Consider the following 25,389-nt stretch of genomic DNA (forward strand, 5'->3'; position numbering starts at 1 on the left):
CGAGGCGTCGGGAGGCGACCTCGGGCAGATCATCGACGCTCGTCATGCCACCGGCTGCCCGATTACGACAACGACGACGGGACGGCTGCGCCGCCGTGGCGCAGCCGTCCGATCTGCGGTCGCGGACCGCGCAGGCACGATGCAGGGTACGGCGCCATCGGGGCAAAGGCGCGGCGCCCGGCTATTGGTAATTAAGCAAGACCGTTTCGGTGATAACCAGCTCGCCGTGGAATCCTTCCTTGGGTTGAGGTGCTTTGCGTGACCCGCCCCGGGCACCCAGAAGATCCACAACGAGATCATTCGCCTCCGGTTGAGGTGCGTTGTGTGACCTATGTTGGGCACACAGGGGAGCTGCCCGCGATACGCGGAGCGGGGGTGCACGACCACCCTCACGTCCGCCGTCCCCGACGTTAAATAGGCTCCGGCCCGCGGGCGGCCGGCTCCTCCGACACCAGCGCGGTCGTCGCGGCGTGGTCCAGCGGCGGGGCGAAAAGGTAGCCCTGGCCGAGTAGGCATCCATAGTCCAGCAACGCCGCCCGCTGGCTTTCCGACTCGACCCCCTCGGCGATCACGCCCCGCCGCACCGTCAGCCCCAGGCCCACGATCGCGCGGGTGAGGTCCGAGTCGTACCCGTCCACGTCGTCGACGAACGACTTGTCGACCTTGATGGTGTCGACCGGGAACTGGCGCAGGGCGAGCAGGGACGAGTACCCGGTTCCGAAATCGTCGATGGCGAGCCCGACACCCAGGTCCTTGAACCGCAGCAGCTGCTCGCGCACCTTTGCGAGATCGAGCGCCGGATGCGATTCGGTTATCTCCAGGACCAGCCGGGACGCCGCCAGCCCCGTTTCGCGCAGCACCTCGGCGACCAGGCCGGCCGTGTCGTCCCGTAGCTGCCGGGTCGAGACGTTGACGTGAATCGTCAACTCCGGCATTCCGGCAAGTGCCCGCCGCTGGTTCCATGCGGACGTCGAGCGGCAGGCCTCGTACAACACCCGATGACCGATCGGGATGATCAGCCCGGTTTCCTCGGCCGCCGGGATGAAGTCCATCGGAGCGACCAGCCCGCGCGTCGGGTGCCGCCAGCGGACCAGCGCCTCGAGCCCGGTCAGCTCGCCGTCGGCAAGCGCGCAGATCGGCTGGTAGTAGACGACGAACTCGTCACGTTCCAGCGCCAGGCGAAGGTCCGTCGCGAGGTTCACGGTCTTCTCGAAGGCTTCCTGCATCTCCGAACGGAAGACCTCGTACCGGCCCTTGCCGGTCCGTTTGGCGTGGTACATCGCAAGGTCGGCGTCGCGGACGAGCGCGTCGGCATCCGGCGAGGCGGGCGTGCTGAACGTGACGCCCACGCTCGCGCCGATGAAGATGTCCTGCCCGGTCAGGTCGAACGGCCGGCCGATCTGGTCGAGAACCCGGTCGGCGACGGCGATCACCTCGTCCTCGGTTTCAAAACCGGCCAGGAGTATGGCGAACTCGTCACCGCCGAGCCTGGCCACGGTGTCGATGCTGCGGACGCAGGCCCGCAACCGGGCGGCGACCTCGGCCAGCACCGCGTCGCCGGCGGCATGGCCCAGCGAATCGTTGACGAGCTTGAATCCGTCCAGGTCGACGAACAACAGGCCGAGCCGATCGCCCGCACGGCCGGCGATGGACAGGCCACGTTGCAGCTGTTCCATGAACGGGCTACGGCTCACGAGCCCGGTGACCTGGTCGTGACTGGCCTTGTTGAGGGCGTGGAAGGTCTTCGCGTCCGTGATGGCGAGGCTGGCGTGCTCGGCGAAGGCGTGCAGGATGTCCTCATCCCGCTTCCCGTACTCGCGCCCGCTGCCGTAGGCCGTCACCTCGAGGGCGCCGACGACCGTGCCGCTCTGGTGCACCGGCACCGCCAAGCTGACCACACCGGGGTCCGCGCCGGTCGGCAGTCCGTCGTCGAGGATGGCCGGGCGTCGCCGGGCGATCTGCTTCGGCAGACCGATTTCCGAGGCCATCACCAGCATGTCCGGCTCGTCGTCGTCCAGCAGCCAGAGAGCCACGCCGTCCTCGCCGAGCATCTCGTGGGCGCCGACGGCGATCATGTCGAGGACGCGGGCCAGCGGCGCCCGGCGGGCGATGGCACGCTGGATCCCGGACAGGTGTTCCAGCAGGCGTTGGCGCTCGCTCAGCGATTCGACGAGTTCGCTGTTGCGTGCCGCCTGGCGGCGCTCGGCGGCGAGGCTCTGCACCATGTGGACGTGCAACTCCAACACCCGAGCCATGCCGCGTACGAGGCTGACCTCCTCGACCGTGAAGCCATCGGGAGCGCTGCGCGCCACCACCAGGTATTCGGCCGGCTCGTCGGTGCTGGGCGCGACGATCGCACGGCACGGGCCGCAGCCGGGCACGTCCACCGTGGCCTGCTCACCGGACACCACCGCCAGCAGGTCCCGCACCGGCGCCTGACCCGCCGGGAACCCGACGGCGGCAGCTATCGCGCCGCCGCGCAGCACCGCGACCATCTCGGCGTCCAGAGCGCGCGCCGCGCGCATCGTGGCGATGCGATAGCTGTTCGGCACGTCGGAGACCGCGGACAGCGCGCCGAGGAACTCCGCGAGTTGCTGTACGACGAGGGCAGCGGCGATGTCGTACATATGCGATCAGCCGATGGCCAGGACGACGAGCGACTGATGGTGCAGTCCATTGACGCCGCGGGTACGGGCGATCTCACCCCATGTATAGAAGCCCGTGAACGGCAGCTCGCCCACCTGGCGAATCATCCGGTCGACCTCCTCGGCCACCCGGTCACCGGTGGGCGTCTGGCTCAGGAGGTCCTGCCGGATGCCGCAGTCGAAGGCCAGGAAACCCAGCGGCGGCCGGCCGCCCAGCGCCTCGACGGCGGCCGGCCAGGCGCGGTCGACGACGGCGATGGTGCTGTCCGCATCGGATTCCAGTGGCCAGACCACGCCACCCTCCGGAACGTCGCCGACGCACACCAGCGAACCGTCATCGAAGTCGGCGTGCTCGGTGATGAAGCGAACCTCCTCCGTCGCGCGTCCCAGGACGCACAGTGGCCGCAGCCGGGAGAAGGCGACGAACGCCTTCCGGTCGTGATAGGCCTCCTCGGGCGCGCCCAGCCGGTCCAGATAGGCGCGCAGGGCCGGGCGATCGTCGAGGGTGTAGATGCGGCCCTTGCGGCTGCGGGTGACCACCATGGGCTCCCCGACCTCCCGGAAGCCGTGCCGCATCGCCACCCCGAACGGCCCGTCGGAGGTGATCGCCGCGCCCACGACGGCGTCGGTCAGAACCTCGCCGTCGTACAGGTGGAAGGTGTCGGCAGTGGCTCCGTCGGCAAGGAGGGCGGTGCCTGCGCCGCCACCCACCAGGGCCACCCCGGCGCCCAGCATCTCGTAGACCCCGCCGATGATGTCGTCCTGGTCCTCGGCCAGGCCGTCGGTGAGCAGCAGCATCAGCTGGTTGGCGCCGTCCATCCCGGCGAAGGCCGAGCGGGCCACCTCGATGCCGCCTTCGCGCGGCGCCGTCCTGGTTCCGGTCGCGGCGCTGGTCCGTACGGTGAAGCCGGAGCCGCCGAACGCGGCGACCGCCACCTGACCCGTGCCAGGTCCCTCGAGACCCAGCTCGGCGCCGGATGAACAGCCGATCAGCGGGATCCCGGCGGCCACCTCCTTGATGCCGGCGAGCACCGCGTGCGGGTCCAGCCGGATCGAGCAGAACACCACCAGCAACCGAGGATCCGGGCCGGTGAGCGCGCGAGAAGCCGCCGCCGCGCCGGCACGGTGCGGATCGGGCTCCGAGCTGACCCCCACTTCGAACCAGCGGGTGCTCGGAGATTTGTACGCATGGCGAAAGTCGTCCACGTGCAGCCATCGACTCCCAAGCCGGTCGAGCCCATCAGGAGAGCGAACTTTCGCGCCGACGAAGTCCTCCAGTGGTCCTCGATCGAAACGCACCCGGCCGGGCCTGTCAACGGGTCCGTGATCAGATGTTGTCGCGCCTGGAGCCGGCTCTCTTTACGAGGAGCCGCAGGACTATTGTCGGCTATGTCGCGTTCCCGGCATCCGGCCACTCTCGCCGGCGCGATCCCGCAGCGCCGAAAGGACAAGCCCATGCATTCGCGACTCGCCGAACTGGACTGGGCCGCCACGCGCATCGGCGAGATCAGCCTGCGCCGGCGCGTCGAGCCCACCACCAGGACCGAGGTGTACGAGGTCAAGCTCGGCGACGAGTACCTGATGTCCAGCTTGTTCACGGTCGCCGAGGAGGAACTGGCCCGGATCACGCTGGCGGCGTTGCCGGACGCACCGCTGGACGTCGTCGTCGGCGGCCTCGGTCTCGGCTACACCGCCCGCGCCGCCCTCACCGATGACCGGGTCCGGTCCCTGATCGTGGTCGAGGCGCTGGCACCGGTGATCGACTGGCATCGCCGTGAGCTGCTCCCGCAGTCCCGCGAACTCACCACCGACCCGCGCACCACCTTGGTGGAGGGCGACTTCTTCGCGCTGCTGCGCGACGGCACGGGTTTCGATCCGGCCGCCCCGGACCGCCGCTTCGAAGCCATCCTGGTGGACATCGACCACTCGCCCGTCAACGTCTTGGATCCCACCCACGCCGACCTCTACACCACCAGCGGACTCCGTCGGCTCGGCCGCTTCCTGAAGCCGGGCGGGGCGTTCGGACTGTGGTCCGACGACGCACCCGACGAGGCATTCCTGGCCGTCCTGCGGGAGTGTTTCGCCACGGCAACCGCCCACGTGGTGACCTTCGCCAACCCGCTGACCGGTGGCACCTCCGCCAACACCGTTTACCTCGCAACCGTCGCCTGCTGACTCCCTGACCAGCAACCGTGATTCAGGGGACACTCCCCGGGTTTTCCCGGATGTACCCGCACGGGCGGCTTGTCCATGCTCGATACGGATGTGCCTACGGGGATGGAGGCGAACTGCAGTGCGGACGACACGGAGAACACGCCGGCTCGGCATCATCGCGACCGGCCTGGCGGTCGCGATGATCGTGGCCGGGTGCGGCGGAACCACCGGCGGCGGAACCACCGGCGGCGCGGCGACCGGCGGAGGTGCCAGTTCGGCGGCGGCCGGGCATGCGGGGCACGAGCACGGTTCGGGGGCGATCCCGGCGGCCGTTCCGCTGCGCGCGGGCGAGCGGTTCGTCACGTTGCAGATGCCGCAACCGTACGAGCCGGTGCCGCCCCAGGGTGGCACCGACGAATACCGGTGCTTCCTGGTCGACCCGAAGGTGTCCACCAACGCGTACCTGACCGGAAGCCAGTTCCTGCCGCAGAACACGAACATCGTGCACCACGCGATCTTCTTCCGGGTCGAGCCGGGCCAGGCGGCCGAGGCGCGCGCCGTCGACGCCGCCGACCCGGGCGAGGGGTGGACCTGCTTCGGTGACGCAGGCATCGGCGGCGACGCGGGTTGGGTGGCGCATTGGGCACCCGGCGCCAACGAGACGCTGCTGACCCCCGGCGTCGGCTACCCGATGCCGCCGGGCAGCCTGCTCGTCATGCAGGTGCACTACAACCTGCTGGCCAGCGGCGGCAAGCCGGCCGGCACCGACCAGTCCAGCATCCGGCTGCGCCTCACCGACGGCTCGAAAAAGCTCGCGCCGCTGGACACCGCGCAACTGCCCGCCCCGATCGAACTGCCTTGTGCGGCCGGCGAGTCCGGCCCGCTGTGCGACCGGAACAAGGCCGTCGCCGACGTGACCCGCCGCTTCGGCGAGGAGGTCGGCTCCACCGAGGACGGGCTGGTGCAGATGTGCGACCACGGCGCCCCGACGCCCGGCACCACCCAGCACTGCGACCGCCCGGTCCCGCAAGCCGGCACCATCTACGCGGTCGCCGGGCATATGCACCTGCTGGGCCGCTCGATCAAGATAGAGCTCAACCCCGGCACCGCGGGCGCCCGGACCCTGCTCGACATCCCGCAGTACAACTTCGACGACCAGGCCATCCACCCGCTGGCGACACCGCTGACGATCAAGCCGGGTGACACGCTGCGGGTGACCTGTACGCACGACGCGGGACTGCGCAAACTGCTGCCCCAACTGCGCACCCTCCCACCGCGCTACGTGGTCTGGGGCGACGGCACCAGCGACGAGATGTGCCTGGGCCTGGTGATCTGGTCACCGCAGACCTGATCAGTGGGGCAGAGGCTGCGCGGTCCGGACCGAGGTGACGACGTCCACGACGGCCTGGGCGCTGATCGCGGCGTACCGGCGATCGGCGACGAGGTCTTCATGGGCGGCGCCGTCGATGATGCGGTGGGCGGCGTTGGTCGACAGCCGGGCCAGGCGGTCCTGTGCGGTGGCCCAGGTGGCGTCATGCCCGGCGCCGGCGGTCAGGATGACCAGCGGCTTCTGGCCGAAGTCCTGCATCGCGGCGGCTTCCCGCACCGACGCCGAGCCTTGCGCGTACTCGTCGATGGTGCTCCGAAGGGTGCTCGCCGTCGCGCCGCCGGCGCGAAGCTCGTCGCGGGACCGGGGCGGCATGTCTCGGTAAGACAGCTGCGTGAAGACGCGGACCACGCCGAAACGCGCGGCGGCCGAAGTCAGTGCGGAGATCCGCCGCACGGCCTCCGGCTCGCCGCGGCGGTCGCCGGCGGCCGAGGTTCCGGGCGCTGCGGGGGCGGTGGAGTCGATCAGAACCATGCCGGCGACCTCATCGGGGTAGCGGTCGGCGAACGCGAGCACGTAGAGACCACCGAAGGAGTGCCCGGCCAGCACGTACGGTCCGGGGACGCCGGCGCTACGCAACAGCGTATGCAGGTCAGCGGCGATCTGGACGCCGTCCTGCGGGCCGTCCGCCGGCTCGCTCCAGCCGCGACCGGCACGGTCGTAAGTGCAGACGCGGGTGCTTCGGGCGACTGCCGGAGTGATCCACCCGAGGTTGGCGGCCATCGCGCCGGCTCCGGGCTCGAGCACGACCGTCGGGCTTCCCGAGCCGGTGCAGTTCAGGTGCAGGCGATGCCCACCGACGTCGACCAGTTGCCCGGGCATGAGCTGAGCCCGGGCGTCGACGGCCTCGGCCGCGGTCTCGTAGCCGGCGCCGAGGGCGGCGAGAGCCAGGAAGACAACCACCGGGTAGAGCAGCCGGCGACCGCCCCGGCTCGGCATCCGGCGTACGCGCAAAATCATCCAGATAGTGAGCGCCAGCATGGCCGGGGGCCACACCCAGTCGAGCACCGTGCGCGCCGCGGGGCCGAAGGTCACGAGCAGGAGGCCGCCGAGGCCCATGAACACCGCGGGGGCGATCGCCCAGCGTTGTGGTGCGGCGGTGAGCCGGGTGGTGAGCACCGCCATCATCGCCCAGCCGACCGCGAACCCGATCAGGACGGCTCCCATGACGCCGTCCTCCTGCGCCGGTACGAAGGGGGCCGTGACCAGCAGCAGCGCGCTGATGAGCCCGGTCGCCAGGGAGGCGGCAATGACCCGCCCGGTGCGTCGGCGTGGTCCGGTGACCGTGGCGGGCGTGGAAGTAGGGGACGTCTGGATGTGGCTGGTCATGACGGCTGGCTCCTCGGGCGTGGGCCGGTGATGCTTACGGCTCCACGCTCGCGGTTGCGGCGTGCCGTCGCCCCGGTCAAGTGACCAGGGTTCTACGACCGGACGAGCTGGGCGAGCTCGCCGCGCGAGGCCACACCGGCCTTGGCGAAGATGTTGCGCAGGTGGAACGCGACGGTCCGGTGGGACACCCAGCACTGGGCGGCGATGTCCTTGTTCGACAGCCCCTGGCGGGCAAGCTCCGCCACCTGCCGTTCCATGGGCGTGAGGTGCAGGACGGTGGACACGTCGCGCTTACGGGCGGTCTCACCGGAGGCGCGCAGTTCCTGGGCGGCGCGGGCGGCGAGGGGAGTGGCGCCCAGATCCTCGAAAACATCGAGAGCGACGCGCAGGTGGGTGCGGGAATCGATACGGCGTTGCGTCCGGCGCAGCCATTCCCCGTACGCGAGATGGGTCCGCGCTTGTTCGTAGGGGTGCCGTTCGCCGTGGTGGGCGAGGGCGCTCTCGAACAGATCGGCGGTGTCCGCGGGTGCGGACAGCAGCGCGCGGCTGTGGTCGGCGACGGCTTTCGCCCACGCCGGCCCGTCATCGGCGGCGAACCGGTCCAGGTCGGCGATCCAGGTGGCTGCCTGCGAGTGATCTCCGGCGTGGACGGCCGCCTCGATCCGGTCCAGCGCGGCGAGGCGGCCGAGGGTGCTCACCCGGATGCCGGCGAAGTGGTGCAGCGCCGACTTGGCGTCGCCGTCGTGCGCGGCGCGGGTGCCCCGGGCCCAGCGCCCGAGGTCATGGACGGGGTCGGCCAGCACGCCGAGCGGTTGCCGGGCCGCGGCGTCGAGGCCGGTGAGCAGTTCGTCGAACTGGTCGCCGGGGAGGCCCTGGACCGCGGCCAGCACGGTCAGCAAGCCGAGCGGAACGGCCCCGAGCGCCCGCTGCCCGATGCTGGCGCACAGCGAGATCGCCTCTTCGGCATTCCGGCGCAGATCGGTCCAGCGGCCGGTGCTGAGCTGGGTGAACCCGAGCCGGGGCAGCGCGTACAGGACGAGCATGACCGCACCGGCATCACGGGCGCCGGTGAGCATCCGGGTGAAGCAGCGCCTGTGCGCCTCGTCGTCGCCGAGGTGCAGGGCGGTGTTGCCGAGATGCGCCAGGACGTCCGGGTCGTCGAGGTCGGCGCCTTCCCGCAGAGCGGTTCGCCATGCTGCCCTGGCCGCCGGCCAATCCTGTGCGGCGGCCGCGGTGAGACCGAGCAGGAGGTGCCCCAGGCATCGTTCGCGCATGGATTGGCTGGTGGTAGCGGCGGTCGCGAGGGCGTGCACATCGTAGGTGGTCCCGCTGTCGGGCCCGTACGTGCGTAGCAGAGCCGCCGCCACCGCAAGCTCCAAGGCCCGGGCGGGATCTGTGCCCGCCACGCTGCGTGCCGTCGTGGTGAAGGTGCGGTGGGCGTCGACGGCGGAACCGACGTTGACCTCCATGCGACCTCGGAGCCGTTCGATGTCCGCCCGCAGCAACGGGTCGCGGGCGCCTTCTCTCGCCGCGGCGACCAGCGTGCGGGCGCGCGGGGCCTGGCCGGCGGCCCAGGCGTTGCGGGCGGCGGCGAACAGACGGGTGGCGCGGGCCGGCTCGCCCTCGGTGAGGTCGGCCGCCCGTGCGTGCGCGGCGGCGGCCGCTGCGTACCCGCCGCGTTGTTCCGCCCGGTGGGCAACCGCGTCGAGCGCGGCCACCACCAGGGCGTCCGGGCCGTCGACCGATGCCGCCCGATGCCACGCGTGCCGATCGGGCTCGAATTCGGGATCGAGGACGTCGGCGATCGCCCGGTGTGCCTGGCGTCGCTCGCCGCTGGTGGCCGCCTGGTAGACGGCGGAGCGGACAAGCGGATGTCGCACCCGTACGCGACCATCCTCGACCACGACCAAGCCGGAGCGCTCCGCGGCGTCGATGGCCCGTTCGTCCGCCCCCAGCCGGGCCGCGGCGCGACGAACGACCGACACCCGGCCGGAGTCGTCGGCCGCCGCGACGAGCAACAGCGTCTGCACCGAGGCGGGGAGCCGCCGGCACCGGTCGAGGAAGACCCGTTCCATTCCGGCCGTCAGGTGCGGCTGGGCCGGCAGGGGCGCGGCGCCGCGGAGCTGGTCGGCGTCGAGGGTGGTGGGCAGCTCCACGAGGGCCAGCGCGTTCCCGGCGGCCTGGGCGACAAGCTGGTCGGCGACCTCGTCGGCCACTGTGCCGCCGGCCGAGGCGGTCACGACGGCCCGCGCCGCCTCGGCGGTCAGCGGTGCGAGCGCCATGCTCGGGACACCGTCGGGTGCGAACCGGCGGTCGTCGCCGTCGCGGGCGCCGAACACGACGGCGACGTGGTCGGCGTCGAGCCGGCGTGCGGCCACGAGAAGAGCATCGATGGTCGCCTGGTCCAGCCATTGCGCATCGTCTACCAGGCACAGCACCGTGGTCGCCTCGGCCGCCTCGGCCGCCTCGGCCGCCTCGGCCGCCTCGGTCAGCATGGACAGCGTGCCGAGCGCCACGAGGAACGGCTGCAGGGTGGCCGCGGGCGCGGACTCCAGGCCGAACGCGACCCGCAGGCAGCGGGCCTGTGGCGGCGGGAGCCGGTCGAGGAGTCCGAGAATCGGGCGCAGCAGCCGGTGCAGCGCCGCGAACGCGAGCGGAGCCTCTGACTCGACGCCCTGGGTCCGCAGCACGCACACGTCGTCGCCGGCCTGCGCGACGAGGTCGTCGAGCAAGGCGGACTTCCCGGCGCCCGGCTCCCCGTGCACGACCAACGTCCGGGCCCGCCCCGCCCGCGCGTCGCGCAGGACACCGGCCAGACGGGCCCGCTCGGCGTCCCTCCCGTGCAGCACACGGTGACGATACGCCGCGCATCGATCGTGGCGGCCGGCCCGAACCCGGCGGTCATGCGGCCGGGATGCCGATCCGCCGGACGACGTCGCCCACCGCCTCCACCTCGCCGTGCCGGCGGCGGATCAGGTCGGCTATGACGCCGGTCCAGCCGGTCTGGTGGAAGGCGCCGATCGCGGCGCCGTTGTCGCCGTGGAAGTACTCGCTGAAGATCAGGTTGTCGCGCCAGGCGGGGTCGGTCTGCATGCGCTCGGTGCCGCCGAAGCATGCCCGCCGGCCGTTGCCGTCCCGCGTGAAGATGGAGATCAACCGGTCCGCCAGGTCGTCGCCGACCTCCTCCAGGGTGTGCTGCTGACCGGAGCCGGTCGGGTACTCGATGGTGAACTCGTCGCCGTAGAACCGGTGATACCGGTCCAGCGCGCTGATCACCAGGTAGTTGAGCGGGAACCAGATCGGCCCGCGCCAGTTGGAGTTGCCGCCGAACATCGACGTGGTCGACTCGGCCGGTTCGTAGTCGATGCCGGCCGTGAAGCCCTCGATCTCGAGCCGGTACGGATGGTCGCGGTGGTACGCGGACAGGGCGCGCAACCCGTGCGGCGACAGGAACTCGCCCTCGTCGAACAACTTGGCGAACAGGCGCTCCAGCCGGTCCGGCCCGCACAGGCTGAACAGTAGCCGTTGCTCGCCGGGCTCGCCCCGCAGCAGGCCGCGCTCGCCGAGCTTCTGCCGGTCGGTCATGCCGTGGCGGGCGAGGAAGTCGGCGAACCGCTTGCCGACCGTCAGCGAGCCCTGCAGATCGTCCTCGCCGATGACCACCGCCGCCAGGGCGGGAATGATGCCGACCATCGACCGCACCTTCACCGGTACGACGTCGCCGCTCGCCGTCTTGAGACGGTCGTAGTAGAGCCCGTCGCTCTCGTCCCACAGTCCGAGGCCGTCCAGCGCGTCGGTGATGGCGGCGAAGTGCTCCAGGAACTTGAGGGTGAGATCCTGCCCGGGACGGCGGCCGGACCGGTTCAGCACCACGGCCATGGTCCCCATCGCGACCGCGTAGAACCCCATCCACCCGGTCGCGTCCGACTGCTCGAGGATGCCGCCGACCGGCAGGTGCGAGCGGTCGATCGGGCCGATGTTGTCGAGCCCGAGGAAGCCACCCTCGAACAGGTTGTTGCCCTCGCCGTCCTCCCGGTTGACCCACCAGGTGAAGTTGACGAGCAGCTTGTCGAACACTCGGCTGAGGAAATCGATGTCCCGGCCTCCGTCGATGGCGAACACCTCGAGGGCGGCCCAGGCCTGCACCGGCGGGTTGACATCACCGAAATCCCATTCGTACGCGGGCAGCGCCCCGTTGGGATGCTGGAACCATTCCCGGCACAGCAGGATCAGCTGGTACTTGGCGAACGCCGGGTCCACGTGGGCCAGCGCGACACAGTGGAAGGCCAGATCCCAGGCCGCGAACCAGGGATACTCCCACTTGTCCGGCATCGACATGATGTCGAACGCGTTGAAGTTGCGCCATCGGGAGTTGCGTCCGGTCAGCCGGGCCGCCGGCGGCACCGGCTCGGCCGGGTCCCCGGCGAGCCAGCGGTTCACGTCGTAGTAGAACAGCTGCTTGCTCCACAGCATCCCGGCGAACGCCTGGCGCATCACCATCGCCTCGTCGGCGCTCGCCTTCGAGGGCGTCAGCTCGGCGTAGAACTCGTCCGCCTCGGCCCGCCGCAGGTCGAGCACGTGGTCGTACTCCGGCCCGAAAGCAGGTGCCGCCGTCGTCGCCGGTCGCAGCCGCACCCGGAGGACGGCCGTCTCGCCGGGGGAGACCGTGACCCGATACCAGAACGAGCATTTGGTGCCGGTGCGGTCGGGATTGACGGTGGTGGCGCCGTTGACCACGTGATCGTTTATGCCGTCCTTGGGATACTCCGTGGTTCCCGGTACGCCGTAGAGGCGGCCCATGTTCGTCTCGCTCTCGCAGAACAGCGTCGTCGGCGCCGTTCCGTCCGGGCCCGCGTCCGCGGTGAGCTCGAGCAGGCCGAGGGTGGGGTGCTCGATGCGTACCGACGCGTCACCGGACGCCGTCATCGCCGGACGCGCGCCGTCGATCTCCCAGCTCCAGGTGTTGCGGAACCAGGCGGTCGGCAGCACGTGCAGCGTCTCGGTCTCCGGGCCGGCGTTGGTCACCGAGATCGCCATGAGCAGGTCGTCGGCGTTCCGCTTGGCGTACCGGACCTCGACCTGCCAGTACCGGTCGCCGTCGAACACGCCGGTGTCGAGCAACTCGTACTCGGGGTCGAATCGGCTGCGCCGGCCGTTCTCGTCGATCAGGTCCTGGTACGGGAACTCGGCCTGCGGATAGTGGTACCGCCAGAGGTTCCACGCGTGGCTCGGCACCGCGTCCTGGTACCACCAGTACTCCTTGACGTCCTCGCCGTGGTTGCCCTGCGTCCCGGTGAGGCCGAAGGCGCGCTCCTTCAGGATCGGGTCGCGCCCGTTCCAGAGCGCGAGCGAAAGGCACAGCCGCTGCTCGATGTCGCAGAATCCGGCCAGGCCGTCCTCACCCCAGCGGTACGCCCGGGACCGCGCGTGGTCGTGCGGGAACGAGTCCCAGGCGTCCCCGCCCTCGCTGTAGTCCTCGCGGACCGTGCCCCATTGTCGTTCGCTGACGTACGGTCCCCATCGATACCACTCGCCGGCCTGGCTGAGGCCCTCCTCGAGCCGCCCGAAACCTGCCACCCGCTCGCGCTCGGCACCCATCGAAGTCACGGCCTTTCGTCGCTGGATGCCCACAACGTGGCATCCCTCGATTCTCGATCGGCTCATCTGCACGGGGTGAGTCACGGCCGGGGCGCGCTCCGCCCCGGCCGGTCGTCATCGCCGGGGCAGAACCAGCAGAGTGATGGAGTTTGCCGGGTATGTCGCGGTGACCGTGCCGCGGTCCACGCACAGGTCGTCACCCCGAACGATTGATGTCAGGTCGGCGGGGCTGTAGGTGAACCGCTGCGCCGTGGCGGTGCGGTGGAAGCCGGCTACGGACAGCGGCGCGGTCAGGTCGCCGCCCGTCTTGTTGACGACCATGACGGTCAGCGCCTTGTCCGACGAGCGCTGCGCGCCGTAGATCGCCAACTGCCCCTGGTCGCTGCTGGTCGCGGAGACGCTCACGTCGCCGAACCGGCTGCCGGCGCCGTCGTAGTTGCGGTACATCCGGAAGGCGTACGCGCCGGGTTGCGCCGGTTGCGGCTCGCCCCACATGGTGGCGAGGTCGAGTCCCTCGCGCCCGAAGATGCCGAGCACGTCGGCCTCGGCGAGCGCGCCGTTGATGTCGTCCAGCGCGCCCCAGTTGTACTCGGTGATGGCCACCTTCGTGCCCGGGTAGTACTGCGCGACCCACGCCTTCATCGTGCGGATGAACTGCAGCGGCGGCGCGTTGACGCCGCTGGGGCCGATCCACGACTCCTCCACGTACGCCGGATCCCACAGCGACCGGGTGGACCGGAGCCGCAGCGCGTTCGACCCGGGGTCCGTGCCGCCGCTGATCTGCGGGTAGTAGTGCTGGTCGAAGTAGTCGAGGAAGCGCTTGCCGCCGTGGGCGTCGCCGTAGTCCTTCATGTTCTTGAGGTACCACTGGGAGAGGTTGAGGCCGCCGTGCGCGGCCGCGTCGGCGCCCGGCGCACAACCGTCCGCCCCGGAGGCGACCCACTCGCAGTAACCCCAGCCCGACGGGCCCAGCACCGCCGCGGTGGGGTCGGCCGCCTTGATCGCGGCGGCGGTCGCGGTGCCCTTGCCGCCCAGCTCGTCGTAGGTCACCGCGTCGGGGTGCACGTCGCGGTGCGTGGAGCTCCACAGCACCGGCTCGTTGTCGAGCTCGTAGATCCGGACGCCGCCGTTGGCCGCGGTGCCGAACTGGCTGACCAGGTGCGAGACCATCTCGCCGTCGAACGACGCGTCGGCCGGGATCGAGGTGTCGGTGGGCACCGCTCCGGTGAGGTTCGAGCCGTTGAGTTTGCCGTTGCCGCAGTTGGCGTCCCACTGGTCGAACTGGTCCTGCTGCGGGAATCGGGTCGCCGGGAACCCGCAGGCGAACGGGTGTGACGACGGCGAGTCCTTGGCCACCCAGCCGATCATGGGCACGGTGACCACCTGCTTGGTACCGCGGTCGCGGTTGGTCCGCACGAACGACTCGAGCGTGTTGCTGTCGCCCGCGACGATGTTCTCGAAGAACCAGTCGCTGCCGGTGTTGTACGTGTGGTTCCGGAAGTTGTAGCGGCTGCTCGCGTTGCCGCCCCAGCGCGCCACCGGCATGCCGATCTCGGCGGCGAACGCGGGGTCGGCGCCGTTGAGCCCGTAGATGTCCGGGCTGATCGGGTGCCGGGCGGCGGACACGTTCAGCGAGAGGGTGAGCCCGGTCGCCGCGGCGGCCGGGGACGAGAAGGCGAGCGCGCCCGCCACGAGAGTCGCCGCCGCGCCGACCGCTCCCCACCGTTGAAGACCCATCGAAGACTCCCGAAGCACATACCTATAGATGAACTTCGATTAAAGAATGGCTGCGGCCCCCTGGTCAAGAAGGTCGCCAACCCGACGCAGCGGTTTCGGTGTTGCGCCCACGCTGCGACGATGAGGGCCCTTGCGGCGGCCCGGAGCGTGACATGGCGCAATTTCCGATGGCAGTGCTCAAATTCGCCTGGTCGGACACGCCCTTTCAGGGCGACACCCCGATCGGCCTCAGCTACGACGACAACGTCCTCAATCGCCTGTTCTTTCCGCTCGGGACGCCTTGGTGGGGAATCGGGCAATATTGGGAATACTGCTCGTACGGTGCCATCGACGTACGCGGCACGCAGGTCTTTCCCTGGCGCAAGCTCGCCGGGTTCAACGCGCCGCCGGCCGGCGTCAACTATCTGCGCGGTGCGATCGCGGCGCAGGCGGTGAAGCAGGCGCTCGACGAAGGGTGGCCGCTCGATGACTTCCGCGGCATCGTCGTCTGGGTGGCGCCGTCGGCTAGCAACCCGCAGGATGCCGGGTCGTCGCCGAGCAAGCTGAACGGCAAGTGGCCCTTCTGTGTGCTGTACGAGGGCAGCAACCACGACTTCTACGCGCACGAGTACGGCCACGCCCTCGGCATTCAGCACACCTGGGGCTATCGCGGCGGCCAGCCGAGCCCGCAGCCGTACAACGACCCGTACTGCATCATGTCCGCGCAGTTCTACGGGAACACCACCGCCACCTTCAAGCAGACCGCGCAGGTGGGCGGGCCGCCGACGGGCGACAACTTCTGGGCGAGCATGGCGCCGATGCCGGCCGCCGCCACGCTGTACTCGAACATCGCCGACTTCGCCGGCACGCCGAACTGCCGGCAGCTCGGGACGATCACGGCCGGGTGGCGGCGCTCCGTGACGTTGCGGGCCCGCGACCTGACGCACGGCAACCACCCGGTGCTGGCCGTCGCCGTCGCCGGTGCGGGGGTGACCGGCGGCCGGCAGGGTTACACCGTGGAGCTGCGTCGCGCCGTCGACTGGGACAAGGGGCTGACCTCGCCCGGGGTCGTCATCCACTCGTTCCAGAGCCTCGACGAGTTCCCCGCCGGCACGTACGACCTCGAGAAGGATCCGGTCGTCGTCTACGAGGGCGTCCTGCCGCTGCCGATCACGTCCGGCGACGCCGACTGGCACTCACCCTCGGGTGACTTCGTCGTCCGGGTCGACGACGTGGACGACGACCTGGGCCAGGTCGATCTCACCCTGGGCGGTGCCGATCTGCTGCACGCCGGGGCCGTCACCGTCGACGTCGCGGTCGGCGGGTACAGCGAGCTCGCCGAGGAGGGCGTCGCGCACGACGTGCCGATCCTCATCTGTGGCCGCGGCGACTATCGCTACTTCATCGACCATCAACACACCCAGCTCACCTGTACGGCGACGTCGTTCGGTTACGACAACCCGCGGGCGTCGTGGCGCGTCAACGGCGTGCCGCTCGGCGCCGGGCCGACGGTCAGCGTGCCGGCCGTCTCGACGTATCCGCGGCCGACGAGCAAGACCCAGCAGTCGCAGAACGTCACGCTGACCTGGTCGGTGACCGCGAACACGCTGGTGCTGACCGCCGACCCGGCCGATGGCAACTACGCGCTGGAGATCGAGGCGACCGTCTCCGAGGGCACACCGCTCGCCACGCCGACCCCGCCGGCGTCCGGCCAGGCGTACCAGCAGGTCGACACGATTTTGATCTCCTGGGAGCAGGCCTATTACGACGCCGTGCAGCGGTGCGCCGAACGGCTGGCCGAGATCAATCGGCGGTTCGCCAAGAGCCACGCGTGGCCGCGCATCGGGCCCGGCGATCCGATCACCCGGGTCCAGCTGGTGCTCGACATCATGCGGCACGACCTGGCCCAGGCGAGCCCGGTCCTGGCCGAGCGGATCGCCTTCACCGCCGGCCAGCTTCCGCAAGCCGGAGCCACGCGGCTGGACCGGGGCGCGGGGCCGGGCTGAACGGGCGCGGAGCAAGGTTCGGCGGCCGCGCCGGGCCGCGCTAGACCGGGGCGAGCCGATAGTCGTCGCGCAGCTCGGCCACGGTTGTCGCCTTGCCGAAATGCCAGCCCTGGCCGAGATCGACGCAGAGGCCGGCCAGCGCGACCGCGTCGGCCTCGGTCTCGATGCCCTCGGCGACGACCTTGGCGTCGACCGCCCGGGCCAGGTCGACCAGCGCACGTGTCACCACGGCGAGCACCGCGTCGCCGGCGACCCCGCTGACGATGCTGCGGTCGAGCTTGATGACGTCGGGCGCGGTGGCGACGATGTGCCGCAGCGAGGAGAACCCGGCGCCGACGTCGTCGATCGCCAGGCGCATGCCCCGGGTCCGCAGCGGCCGGAGCACGGCCGCCAGGTGCCCGTAGTCGTCGATCGGGTCGTGCTCGGACAGCTCCAGCACGATGCGGTCGAGCGGCAGACCCGACAGCCACTCGACGGCGCCGGGGGTGAACAGCGTGGCCGGAGAGATGTTCATGGCGATGTATCCGGTCACGTCCGGCAGGTAGTCCGCGGCCCGCCGCAGCGCCGCGAGCTCGAGTCGCTCCCGCTCGCCGATCAGCGCGGCGTCGGCGAAGCACTCGTCCGGCGGCTGGTTCCACTCCGCCGGGAAGCGGCTGAGCGCCTCGGTCCCGACCCGGCGGCCGGTCGCCAGGTCGACGATCGGCTGCAGCAGCACCACCGGGCCGGTCTCGAGCAGCGGGCGCAGCCGGCTCTCGACCGCGGCGGTGCGGCGGCGGTGCCGGACGTCCGGTTCCAGGATCAGCGCCGCGGCCCGCGCCAGCACCTGCATCAGGGCGCGGTCGCGCTCGGCCAGTCCCGGGTCGGCGGTGAGTCCGGCGCCACAGAAGGTGCCGTACAGGGTGCCGTCGCTCAGCTCGACCGGCACGGAGATGAAGCTGCGGATGCCCTGCTCGGTCGCGGGAAGCCGCATGGCCCCCGGGAAACGGGTGACGTCCGGGATGACCGCCGGCAGCGTGCCGTCGATGATCGCCTGGCAGAACGAGGTCTCTTGGCGTTGCGTCGTGCCGTCCGGCACCGGCAACTCGGTCTCGACCACCTCGAGGTGCTGCACGGTGCCGTCCAGCCGGCTCAGGAACGCCAGATCCAAGCCCAGCGCCTCGCGGGCGGTCTGTAGCAGTTCGGCGACCTGTTGCGCCGCTTCGGTGCGCTGCGCCATCGACATCTCCTCGGTCACTACTGCCACGACAGAGCACCTATCGGCTCCGGCGGCCGCCGGTTGAGCGGAACGGGCATCGAGCCGCTCAGCTCAACCCCCGTATCGCCGATGAAAGGTTCGAAAGCCATCGGAAGGAACGCAGCGTGAGCAAGCGGGCGGCACGGGTTCTGCCGTACGTGGTGTTCGCCGTCCTCGCGCCCGCCGGCCCTGGCGCCTGGTCAGCGTCGCCCTGGTCGCCCTGATCGCCGGTGGCGTCGGATTCTCGCTGGTGTTCACGCTCGGCATCCGGACCTGGTCGCCGCTGATGGTGCTGGCCCTCGCCGGCCGCCTGGCGGTCGTTCCGCTGCTGCTCGCCGCGCTGCTGTCGTTCAGCGCCCGGCCGCACCGTACGCGCCTCGGACGTGCCCGGCCGGCTGGGCGGCGACGAGTTCGCCGTCGTGCTGCCGACGGTGGGCAGCGCGGCGGAGGCGACCGGGGTGGCCGACCGCATCCTGGCCGACTGCCGGCGGCCGCTGACCCTCGCCGCCACGCCGTGCGGTTGCGCGCGAGCATCGGCGTCGCGGTGACCGGCGAGCAGGCCGAGAACTGCGACGCCGCTGAGCTGCTCCGCCGCGCCGACGTGGCGATGTACTCGGCCAAGCGCGGCGCCACCGACGACTGGGTCCTGCACCGCACCGAGGGCGACCTGGCCGCGGCCGGAACCTGACCGGCCGGGTCGAAGCGAGCCGATCGGGTCGAAAGATCGGCCGGGCGTCGGCCGAGGATGGGGAAGCGCATGATCCGGTACGACGGGTGCTCGCCTTAGATACCTAGCGTGCGCAAACGATCGTTCCTCGGCGTCGCCCTGCTGGTCAGCGGCCTGCTCGTGGCGGCGGGCCGGCCGGCGTCGGCCGCGACCGAGCCGGCCTACCCGGCCGCGGTCAAGGCCGACGACCCCGCCGTCTACCTGCGGCTCGACGACAGCGGCAGCACCGCCGCCGACTCGTCGGGACACGGTCGTACGGGCGCCATCGCGGCCGACGCCGTGTACCGGGCCGACGGCGCGCTCGGCTCGGAGGCCAACGGCTCGCTGCGGTCCGGGGGCAACGTCAACGTGGTGACCGTCCCGGCGAGCGGGCTGCCGGCGGCCGGTGCGTCGCAGACGGTCGAGATGTGGGTGCAGGGTCAGGCGTCCGACGTCGCCACCTGCGGATCCTCGTCATACCTCGGTCTCAACGGGCTCTCGCTGTACCTCGACAACGGCTGCGTCGGCGCCGGCGCGCTGCGCCTGGCCGACGCCGGCGGCAATCGGGCGGGCGCGAACAACGAGCTGGTGGTGCTCACCGACGGTTCCTGGCACCAGATCGCGTACGCCTACGACGCACCCGCCCACACCGTCACCCTCTTCGTCGACGGCGTGGCCGTCGACGTCACCACCGGCGTCACGCTGACCGGCTCGCCGGCGCCGCTGCAGACCCGCTTCACCGGCGGGATCGACGAGCTGGCCGTCTATCCGGCCGCGCTGGCGCCGAGCCGGCTCGCCGCCCACTACACCGCGGCCCAGGTAACCGGGGCGGTGTGCGCGCCCGCCTCGACCACCGCGTACGGCAACGTCGTGCGCGCCGACCGCGCGGTCCGCTACTTCCCGCTCGACGAGGCCACCGGCGCCCGGGTCGCCCTGGACGCCTCCGGCAACTGCGGCAACGGCACGCGCTCCCCGGGCACCGCCGCCGTGCAGGGCGCCGGGCCGGCCGGCGCCGTGGCCATGCAGGCCGACCCGGACGGACGCGGCCTGGCCGCGAGCGCGACCGAGCTGCCCGGCCCGGCCGCGTCGCAGACCGTCGAGCTGTGGGTCAAAGGCGGCCAGGAGAGCAGCCCGTGCGGCGCCGCCGGCTACCTCACCGTCAACGGACTGTCGGTGCTGGCCGACAACGGCTGCGTCGGCGACGCCGCGCTGCGGCTGCGGGACGCCACCGGCAACCGGGCCGAGGCGCGCAACGAGCTGGCCACGCTCACCGACGGCGGCTGGCACCAGGTCGCGTACGCCTACGACGCCGGCGCCCGCACGGTCGCGCTCTACGTCGACGGCGCCGCGGTGAGCACCACCGCGAACGTGTCGCTGAGCGGCGCCGACGCGCCCCTGCGGACCGTCTACCACGGCGCCGTCGACGAGGTCTCGATCTATCCCTCGGCGCTGGCCGCCGAAAGGATCGCCCGGCACTATGCGGTCGCGCTCTCCGGCGCCACCGGGGTGATCCTCACCGGCCGGGTGGACGCGGGCGGCCAGGCCGCGGCCGGTTCCCGGGTGCAGGCCTGCCAGACCCCGGCGAGCTGCTTCACCGCGGTGACCGACCTCAACGGCGTCTACCGGATGACGGTGCCGGCCGGCCCGTACGGCGTGACCGCGTTCCCGCCGCCGAGCGGCCCCGGCTCGACCAGCTCCCTGGCGACCGTCCCGGTCGTGGTCGCCGAGACCGCCGACACGACCACCCTGGACATCGCGCTGCCGGTGCCGGCCCTGCCCCCGGGTGCGTCCCTGACCAGCCCGACCGGCGGCACCCAGACCGGCGTACCGCAGATCAACTGGTCGGAGCCGTCGGTCTACCGCACCACCGGCTGCGCCAACGGCTCCGGCCTGCTGCTGATGGTCGCCCCCGACACCGCCACCGGCACGCTGCGCCGCCGGGTCTTCTCGCTGCGCGAGTCGCCGGCCGGCTCCGGGAAGTACGTGGGCCTGATCCCGGCGCTCGCGCCGATGCACGGCACCGCGCAGGTCACCCCGTTCATCAGCTGCGAGCCGAAGCTGACGTTCGCGCCGACCGGCGGCGACGGCGCGGGCGGCACCACCGTGGTGGTGCACCTGCCGGACGACATCGACGACTCCGCGGTCACCGGCTTCGCCTTCGGCTCGGCGGCCGCCGCGAAATGGAGCCGCAACCAGTCCCGCCTGTTCGTGCTCACCAGCCCGGCCGGCACTGGGGACGTGCCGCTGAGTGTCCGGCTCGCCGGCGGAGCGAGCCGCACGCTCGGCACGTTCCACTACTCGCACATCACCAACGTCTCGGACGGCAACACGGCCGGGACCGTGGTCGCGGTGACCGGCACCGGCTTCACCCCGAGCACCGCGGCCCTGGTCGGCACCGTCCCGGCCCACGTCGAGTACGTCTCGTCGACCCGGGTGAACGTGACCCTGCCCGCCAACAGCGGCGCCCAGCAGCTCACCACGTACTCGGGCGGCGGCCCGGCGACCGGCCCGAGGATCAACTATGGCGCGGTGGCGGTCGACACGATCCGCTACTTCCAGGCCGGCATCACCTACTCGCAGCTGTGGGGAACGATCGTGGACGCCTCGGCCGGCGCCACCGCGGTCGAGGAGGGCGAGCTCGTCTCCGCCCTGCTCGGCACCGTCCTCGACCTCGGCGACATGGTGGTCACCGGCGAGGCGATCACGCTCGGCGGCTTCGACGCCGGGCTGCTGGTCGGCGGGATCGGGCTGACCGGCGGCGGCGTCCTGCTCATCGTGGGCGGCGTGCTCGCGGCGTACCTCATCAACAAGCTTCTCCAGGACGCGATCAAGGCCGAGCACTTCGACGTGCTGATCGACCCCAGCGGCAACGTCGTCGACCGCAACGGCTCGCCGGTGGCCGGCGCGACCGTGACCCTGAGCCGGCAGAACGCCGGCGGTGTCTTCGAACCGGTGCCGAGCGGCAGCGACGCGATCGCCCCGTCGGTCAACCCGGAGACGACCGGCGACAGCGGCGCCTTCCACTGGGACGCGGCGGCCGGCACGTACAAGGTGACCGCGACCTCCCCGGCCTGCGCCGGCGCCGCCGAGGCCGGGCCGTTCACCCTGCCGCCGCCGGCGCTCGGCCTGCTCCTGCGCCTGCCCTGCGCGATCGCCACCCCGGCGGCGCCGCGGGTCGACGCCGTCGCGCCGGCCGCGGTGCCGGCCGCCGGCGGCGCCGTCACGGTCACCGGCGCCGGCTTCGGCGCGACCACCGCGGTCTCGGTCGGTGGCCGGGCCGCGGCCTTCACGATCCTCTCGCCGTACGCGCTCACCGTCTCCGTCCCGGCCGGCACCGGCACCGCCGCGGTCCGGGTCACCGGCCCCGGCGGCACCTCGGCGCCCTCCGCCAGCGTCCAATATGTTCGGACTCCCTCCACGCCGGTCACCCCGCCCGTCACTCCTCCGGTCACCCCACCGGTCACGCCACCCGTCACCACGACCACCCAGTTGACGGCGTCGCCCAACCCGGCTCCGGGGTATGGCCCGGTCCGGCTCACCGCCCGGGTCTCGTCGGCGGCGGGCATCCCGACCGGCGTGGTGACCTTCGCCGACGGCAGCCGGGTGCTCGGCCGGCCCACACTCGACGGCACCGGCCAAGCCACGCTGACCATCCCGGTGGCGGCGCCGGGCACGCACCACCTGCGGGTCACGTACGCCGGCAGCGGCTCCTTCCCGTCGTCCTCGGCCACGGTGACGCTCACCGTCCGCAGCGCGACGCTCGGCCTCACGGTGAGCAACCGCCGTCCGAAGGCGGGCAAGGCGATCACCCTGACCGGCGTCGCGAAGGGCTCCTGGCCGGCCGGCGCCCAGCTGCGCATCGTCGAGCTCCAGGGTCGCCACACCCGGGTGCTGAAGTCGTGCCGGACGGGCCTGAGCTGCGCCGTGAAGGTGGCTCACCGGCCCGGCCGATGGTCGTACGAGGTGGTCGCCGTGGACCGGGCCGGGCACCCGCTGCGCGCCACCACGGCGGTCGTCGTGACCTGGAGGTCTTGACATGGAGATGTTTGATTGACTCGAATCTCTACAGTCTGACAACCGAGTCAGTCGAGTCGCGGATGGTGATGCGGTGACGTCCTGGATGCGCCGGCGTGATCACAACATCTTCCTCAATACGACAAACCTGCTGATCTGCGGCGCCCTCGCCGGAGTCGTGGTGGCGGCCGGGGTCTTCCCGGCGGCCGCGATGTCGGGCCTGGCCGCCAAGGCCGGCGGCGAGACCTTCGCCAGCCTCCCCAGTGAGCTCAAGGACTTCAGCTCGCCGCAGATCACCCGCATCTACGCGTCCGACAACAAGACCCAGATCTCGCAGTTCTACGACGAGTTCCGCAGCGACGTACCGCTGAAGGAGATCTCGCCGTACATGCGCGATGCGATCGTCGCCGCCGAGGACCGCGAGTTCTTCCACCACCGCGGCGTCGACATCAAGGGTGTCGCCCGCGCCCTGGTCAACAACAACAACGGCAAGTCCAAGCAGGGCGCCTCCACGATCACCATGCAGTGGGTACGCATGTCGCTGGCCTACTCGGCGACCAACCCGCAGGAGGTGGTGGCGGCCACCGTCGACACACCCAAGCGCAAGGTCACCGAGATGAAGTACGCGCTGCAGGTCGAGAAGGAGCTCACCAAGGACCAGATCCTCGAGCGCTACCTGAACATCGCGCCCTTCGGCAACCAGGCGTACGGGGTCTTCGCCGCCAGCCAGGTCTACTTCAACAAGAAGCCCAAGGACCTCACGATCGGCCAGGCCGCCATGCTCGCCGCCATCGTGAAGGCGCCGACCAGCTACAACCCGACCAGCGCCGAGGGCCACAAGGAGCTGTCCGAGCGGCGCAACAACTACGTCATCCCGGGCATGGTCGAGATGGGGTCGATCACCCAGGCCCAGGCCGCCAAGGCGATCAAGGAAGCGATCCCGAGCAAGGCCAAGCCGATCGCGAACGGCTGCGTCTCGGTGGCCAAGAACATGTGGGGCTTCTTCTGCGACTACTTCTACCGCTGGTGGATGGGCCGGGAGGAGTTCGGCCAGACGCCGTACGACCGGGAGCGTCGCCTGAAGAGCGGCGGATACCGGATCACCACCACCCTCGACGTCAAGGCGCAGGCCAGCGCCCGTAAGCGGATCGCCGAGCAGATCAAGGACACGAGCAAGAACGCCCTGCTGATCGCCGCGGTCGAGCCCGGCGACGGCAAGGTCCGGGCGCTGGCGGCGAACCGGCGGTACAAGCTCGACGATCCCGCCCATCCGCAGAACGGGATCTCGGCCGACCCGCGCAAGGCCCGGCAGGGCAAGCGGGGCACCTATCCGAACACGACGAACCCGCTGCTCACCGGCGGCGGGGACATCACCGGGTACCAGGCCGGCTCGGTCATGAAGATGTTCACCATGGTGGCCGCCCTGGAGAAGGGCTACCCCCTGGCGTACACGATCAAGGCGGAGAAGCAGGCGAAGACGCACTACATCATCGAGCCCGGCAGCGACTCCGCGTGCGAGGGCACCCACTTCTGGTGCCCGATGAACTCCGGTGGCGGCGGCGAGGGCATCTACAACATGTGGACCGGGTTCGGCCGCTCGATCAACACGTTCTTCGTGCCGCTCGAGGAGCGGGTCGGCGCCGAGAACGTGGTCGCCGTGGCCAAGCGGTTCGGCGTGCAGTTCCGCTCGGACGAGGACGCCGGGTACGCCTCGCCCGGCCGCGCGCACCAGTGGGGGGCGTTCACGCTGGGCGTGTCGGCGACGACGCCGCTGGACATGGCGAACGCGTACGCGACGCTCGCCGCCGACGGCATGTACTGCGAGCCCACGCCGATCGAGCGGATCAGCACCCAGAGTGGCGAGAAGCTGGACGTCGGCCGATCCCACTGCATGCGCGCGACCAGCAAGGACGTGGCGCGGGCGGCGCTCGACGCGACGCGCTGCCCGGTGGGCGACTCGGCCCAGCTGGGCTCGTGCCACGGCGCGACGGCCGGCGCCGTACGGTCGGTGGTCGGTCATCCCGTCTTCGGCAAGACCGGCACCACCGACAAGGACCGCACGGCCGGTCTGATCGCGGGCACGACGTCGCTGGTGGTCGCCGGCTATCTCGTCAACCCGGACTATCAGAACCATTCCGACCACTTGCGCCACTACCAGGTCAATCCCGCTGTTTACTACACGCTTGCCGACTACATGAAGGGCAAGCCCAAGATCCAATTCAAGAAACCCGAGAACCGCAAGATCGCGTACGGGGATCAGCGCCGCATTCCCGACGTGGAGTGCGACTCGGTCTCGAGCGCCCGGAACCGCCTGGAGAACGCCGGGTTCTCGGTCTGGCTGAGCTCGTCGTCGGTCGACTCGAAGTGCCCCGCCGGCACCGCGGCCGGCACCAATCCCAGTGGCCGCACGATCAAGGGCGGCGTGGTCGAGATCGAGGTCAGCAACGGCAAGGGCGCGGTGCCCCCGCCCACGCTGCCCGGCCCCGGCCAGACGCCGCCGCCGATCTTCCCGCCCCCGCGTAGGTAGACGGATATCTTCCCAGCCTGCTCACAGCTTCTGTCGCAGGCATCCGCGGGACGGACCCCGTACCCTGGAACAG

General features: G+C 71.1%; 14 protein-coding genes. 7 read left to right on the forward strand and 7 right to left on the reverse strand.

From position 1 onward, the window contains the following. Nucleotides 1-410: 410 nt before the first annotated feature. Both ACQP2F_RS04780 and ACQP2F_RS04785 read right to left on the reverse strand, forming a co-directional pair. Nucleotides 411-2,627 (reverse strand): putative bifunctional diguanylate cyclase/phosphodiesterase, encoded by a 2,217-nt coding sequence (locus ACQP2F_RS04780; RefSeq protein WP_433300980.1) that lies wholly within the window; start codon nucleotides 2,625-2,627, stop codon nucleotides 411-413. 6 nt (nucleotides 2,628-2,633) lie between these two features. After that, complete coding sequence (locus ACQP2F_RS04785) at nucleotides 2,634-3,800, reverse strand: FIST signal transduction protein (RefSeq protein WP_433300982.1); 1,167 nt, start codon at nucleotides 3,798-3,800, stop codon at nucleotides 2,634-2,636. Nucleotides 3,801-4,100: 300 nt separating this feature from the next. Between ACQP2F_RS04785 and ACQP2F_RS04790 the strand changes: the two genes are divergently transcribed. After that, nucleotides 4,101-4,820: a spermidine synthase gene (locus tag ACQP2F_RS04790; protein ID WP_433300984.1), complete on the forward strand. Its 720-nt coding sequence runs from the start codon at nucleotides 4,101-4,103 to the stop codon at nucleotides 4,818-4,820. A gap of 118 nt (nucleotides 4,821-4,938) precedes the next feature. Next, nucleotides 4,939-6,150 carry a monooxygenase gene (locus ACQP2F_RS04795; RefSeq protein ID WP_433300986.1) on the forward strand — a complete coding sequence of 404 codons (1,212 nt, stop codon included), beginning with the start codon at nucleotides 4,939-4,941 and terminating at the stop codon, nucleotides 6,148-6,150. On the opposite strand, the gene ACQP2F_RS04800 is transcribed toward ACQP2F_RS04795, so the two are convergent. The 4 genes from ACQP2F_RS04800 to ACQP2F_RS04815 form a co-directional block, all read right to left on the reverse strand. Continuing rightward, nucleotides 6,151-7,515 (reverse strand): alpha/beta hydrolase, encoded by a 1,365-nt coding sequence (locus tag ACQP2F_RS04800; protein WP_433300988.1) that lies wholly within the window; start codon nucleotides 7,513-7,515, stop codon nucleotides 6,151-6,153. A gap of 92 nt (nucleotides 7,516-7,607) precedes the next feature. Next, on the reverse strand, nucleotides 7,608-10,364 hold the full coding sequence (locus ACQP2F_RS04805; protein ID WP_433300990.1) for an ATP-binding protein: 2,757 nt from the start codon (nucleotides 10,362-10,364) through the stop codon (nucleotides 7,608-7,610). A 52-nt stretch (nucleotides 10,365-10,416) separates the two neighbouring features. Continuing rightward, a complete protein-coding gene (locus tag ACQP2F_RS04810) occupies nucleotides 10,417-13,113 on the reverse strand; it encodes an MGH1-like glycoside hydrolase domain-containing protein (RefSeq protein ID WP_433307347.1) in 2,697 nt (898 codons plus the stop codon). A gap of 114 nt (nucleotides 13,114-13,227) precedes the next feature. Further along, nucleotides 13,228-14,850, reverse strand: coding sequence for a glycoside hydrolase family 44 protein (locus ACQP2F_RS04815; RefSeq protein WP_433300991.1), 1,623 nt, complete (start codon nucleotides 14,848-14,850; stop codon nucleotides 13,228-13,230). Nucleotides 14,851-15,017: 167 nt separating this feature from the next. On the opposite strand from ACQP2F_RS04815, the gene ACQP2F_RS04820 reads away from it, so the two are divergent. Continuing rightward, nucleotides 15,018-16,835: a hypothetical protein gene (locus ACQP2F_RS04820; protein ID WP_433300993.1), complete on the forward strand. Its 1,818-nt coding sequence runs from the start codon at nucleotides 15,018-15,020 to the stop codon at nucleotides 16,833-16,835. Between the two features lie 40 nt (nucleotides 16,836-16,875). On the opposite strand, the gene ACQP2F_RS04825 is transcribed toward ACQP2F_RS04820, so the two are convergent. Further along, nucleotides 16,876-18,078 carry a sensor domain-containing phosphodiesterase gene (locus tag ACQP2F_RS04825; RefSeq protein ID WP_433300995.1) on the reverse strand — a complete coding sequence of 401 codons (1,203 nt, stop codon included), beginning with the start codon at nucleotides 18,076-18,078 and terminating at the stop codon, nucleotides 16,876-16,878. A 374-nt stretch (nucleotides 18,079-18,452) separates the two neighbouring features. Between ACQP2F_RS04825 and ACQP2F_RS04830 the strand changes: the two genes are divergently transcribed. The 4 genes from ACQP2F_RS04830 to ACQP2F_RS04845 all read left to right on the forward strand — a co-directional run bounded on the left by ACQP2F_RS04830 (nucleotide 18,453) and on the right by ACQP2F_RS04845 (nucleotide 25,316). Beyond that, nucleotides 18,453-18,617, forward strand: a complete 165-nt coding sequence (locus ACQP2F_RS04830; RefSeq protein WP_433300997.1) for a diguanylate cyclase domain-containing protein — start codon at nucleotides 18,453-18,455, stop codon at nucleotides 18,615-18,617. Beyond that, nucleotides 18,590-18,757: a hypothetical protein gene (locus tag ACQP2F_RS04835; protein ID WP_433300999.1), complete on the forward strand. Its 168-nt coding sequence runs from the start codon at nucleotides 18,590-18,592 to the stop codon at nucleotides 18,755-18,757. Before ACQP2F_RS04830 ends, ACQP2F_RS04835 begins: the two co-directional genes overlap by 28 nt. 108 nt (nucleotides 18,758-18,865) lie before the next feature. Next, a complete protein-coding gene (locus ACQP2F_RS04840) occupies nucleotides 18,866-22,810 on the forward strand; it encodes a LamG-like jellyroll fold domain-containing protein (RefSeq protein WP_433301001.1) in 3,945 nt (1,314 codons plus the stop codon). 85 nt (nucleotides 22,811-22,895) lie between these two features. After that, nucleotides 22,896-25,316, forward strand: coding sequence for a penicillin-binding protein (locus ACQP2F_RS04845; protein ID WP_433307349.1), 2,421 nt, complete (start codon nucleotides 22,896-22,898; stop codon nucleotides 25,314-25,316). Nucleotides 25,317-25,389: the final 73 nt, after the last annotated feature.

It is taken from the genome of Actinoplanes sp. CA-030573 (genome assembly GCF_050951115.1).
GTDB lineage: Bacteria > Actinomycetota > Actinomycetes > Mycobacteriales > Micromonosporaceae > Actinoplanes.

Coding starts and splice junctions, on each gene's coding strand:
- ACQP2F_RS04845 (WP_433307349.1), top strand. CDS start 22,896: ATGCGCCGGCGTGATCACAACATCTTCCTCAATACGACAAACCTGCTG.
- ACQP2F_RS04780 (WP_433300980.1), bottom strand. CDS start 2,627: ATGTACGACATCGCCGCTGCCCTCGTCGTACAGCAACTCGCGGAGTTC.
- ACQP2F_RS04790 (WP_433300984.1), top strand. CDS start 4,101: ATGCATTCGCGACTCGCCGAACTGGACTGGGCCGCCACGCGCATCGGC.
- ACQP2F_RS04800 (WP_433300988.1), bottom strand. CDS start 7,515: ATGACCAGCCACATCCAGACGTCCCCTACTTCCACGCCCGCCACGGTC.
- ACQP2F_RS04820 (WP_433300993.1), top strand. CDS start 15,018: ATGGCAGTGCTCAAATTCGCCTGGTCGGACACGCCCTTTCAGGGCGAC.
- ACQP2F_RS04810 (WP_433307347.1), bottom strand. CDS start 13,113: ATGGGTGCCGAGCGCGAGCGGGTGGCAGGTTTCGGGCGGCTCGAGGAG.
- ACQP2F_RS04815 (WP_433300991.1), bottom strand. CDS start 14,850: ATGGGTCTTCAACGGTGGGGAGCGGTCGGCGCGGCGGCGACTCTCGTG.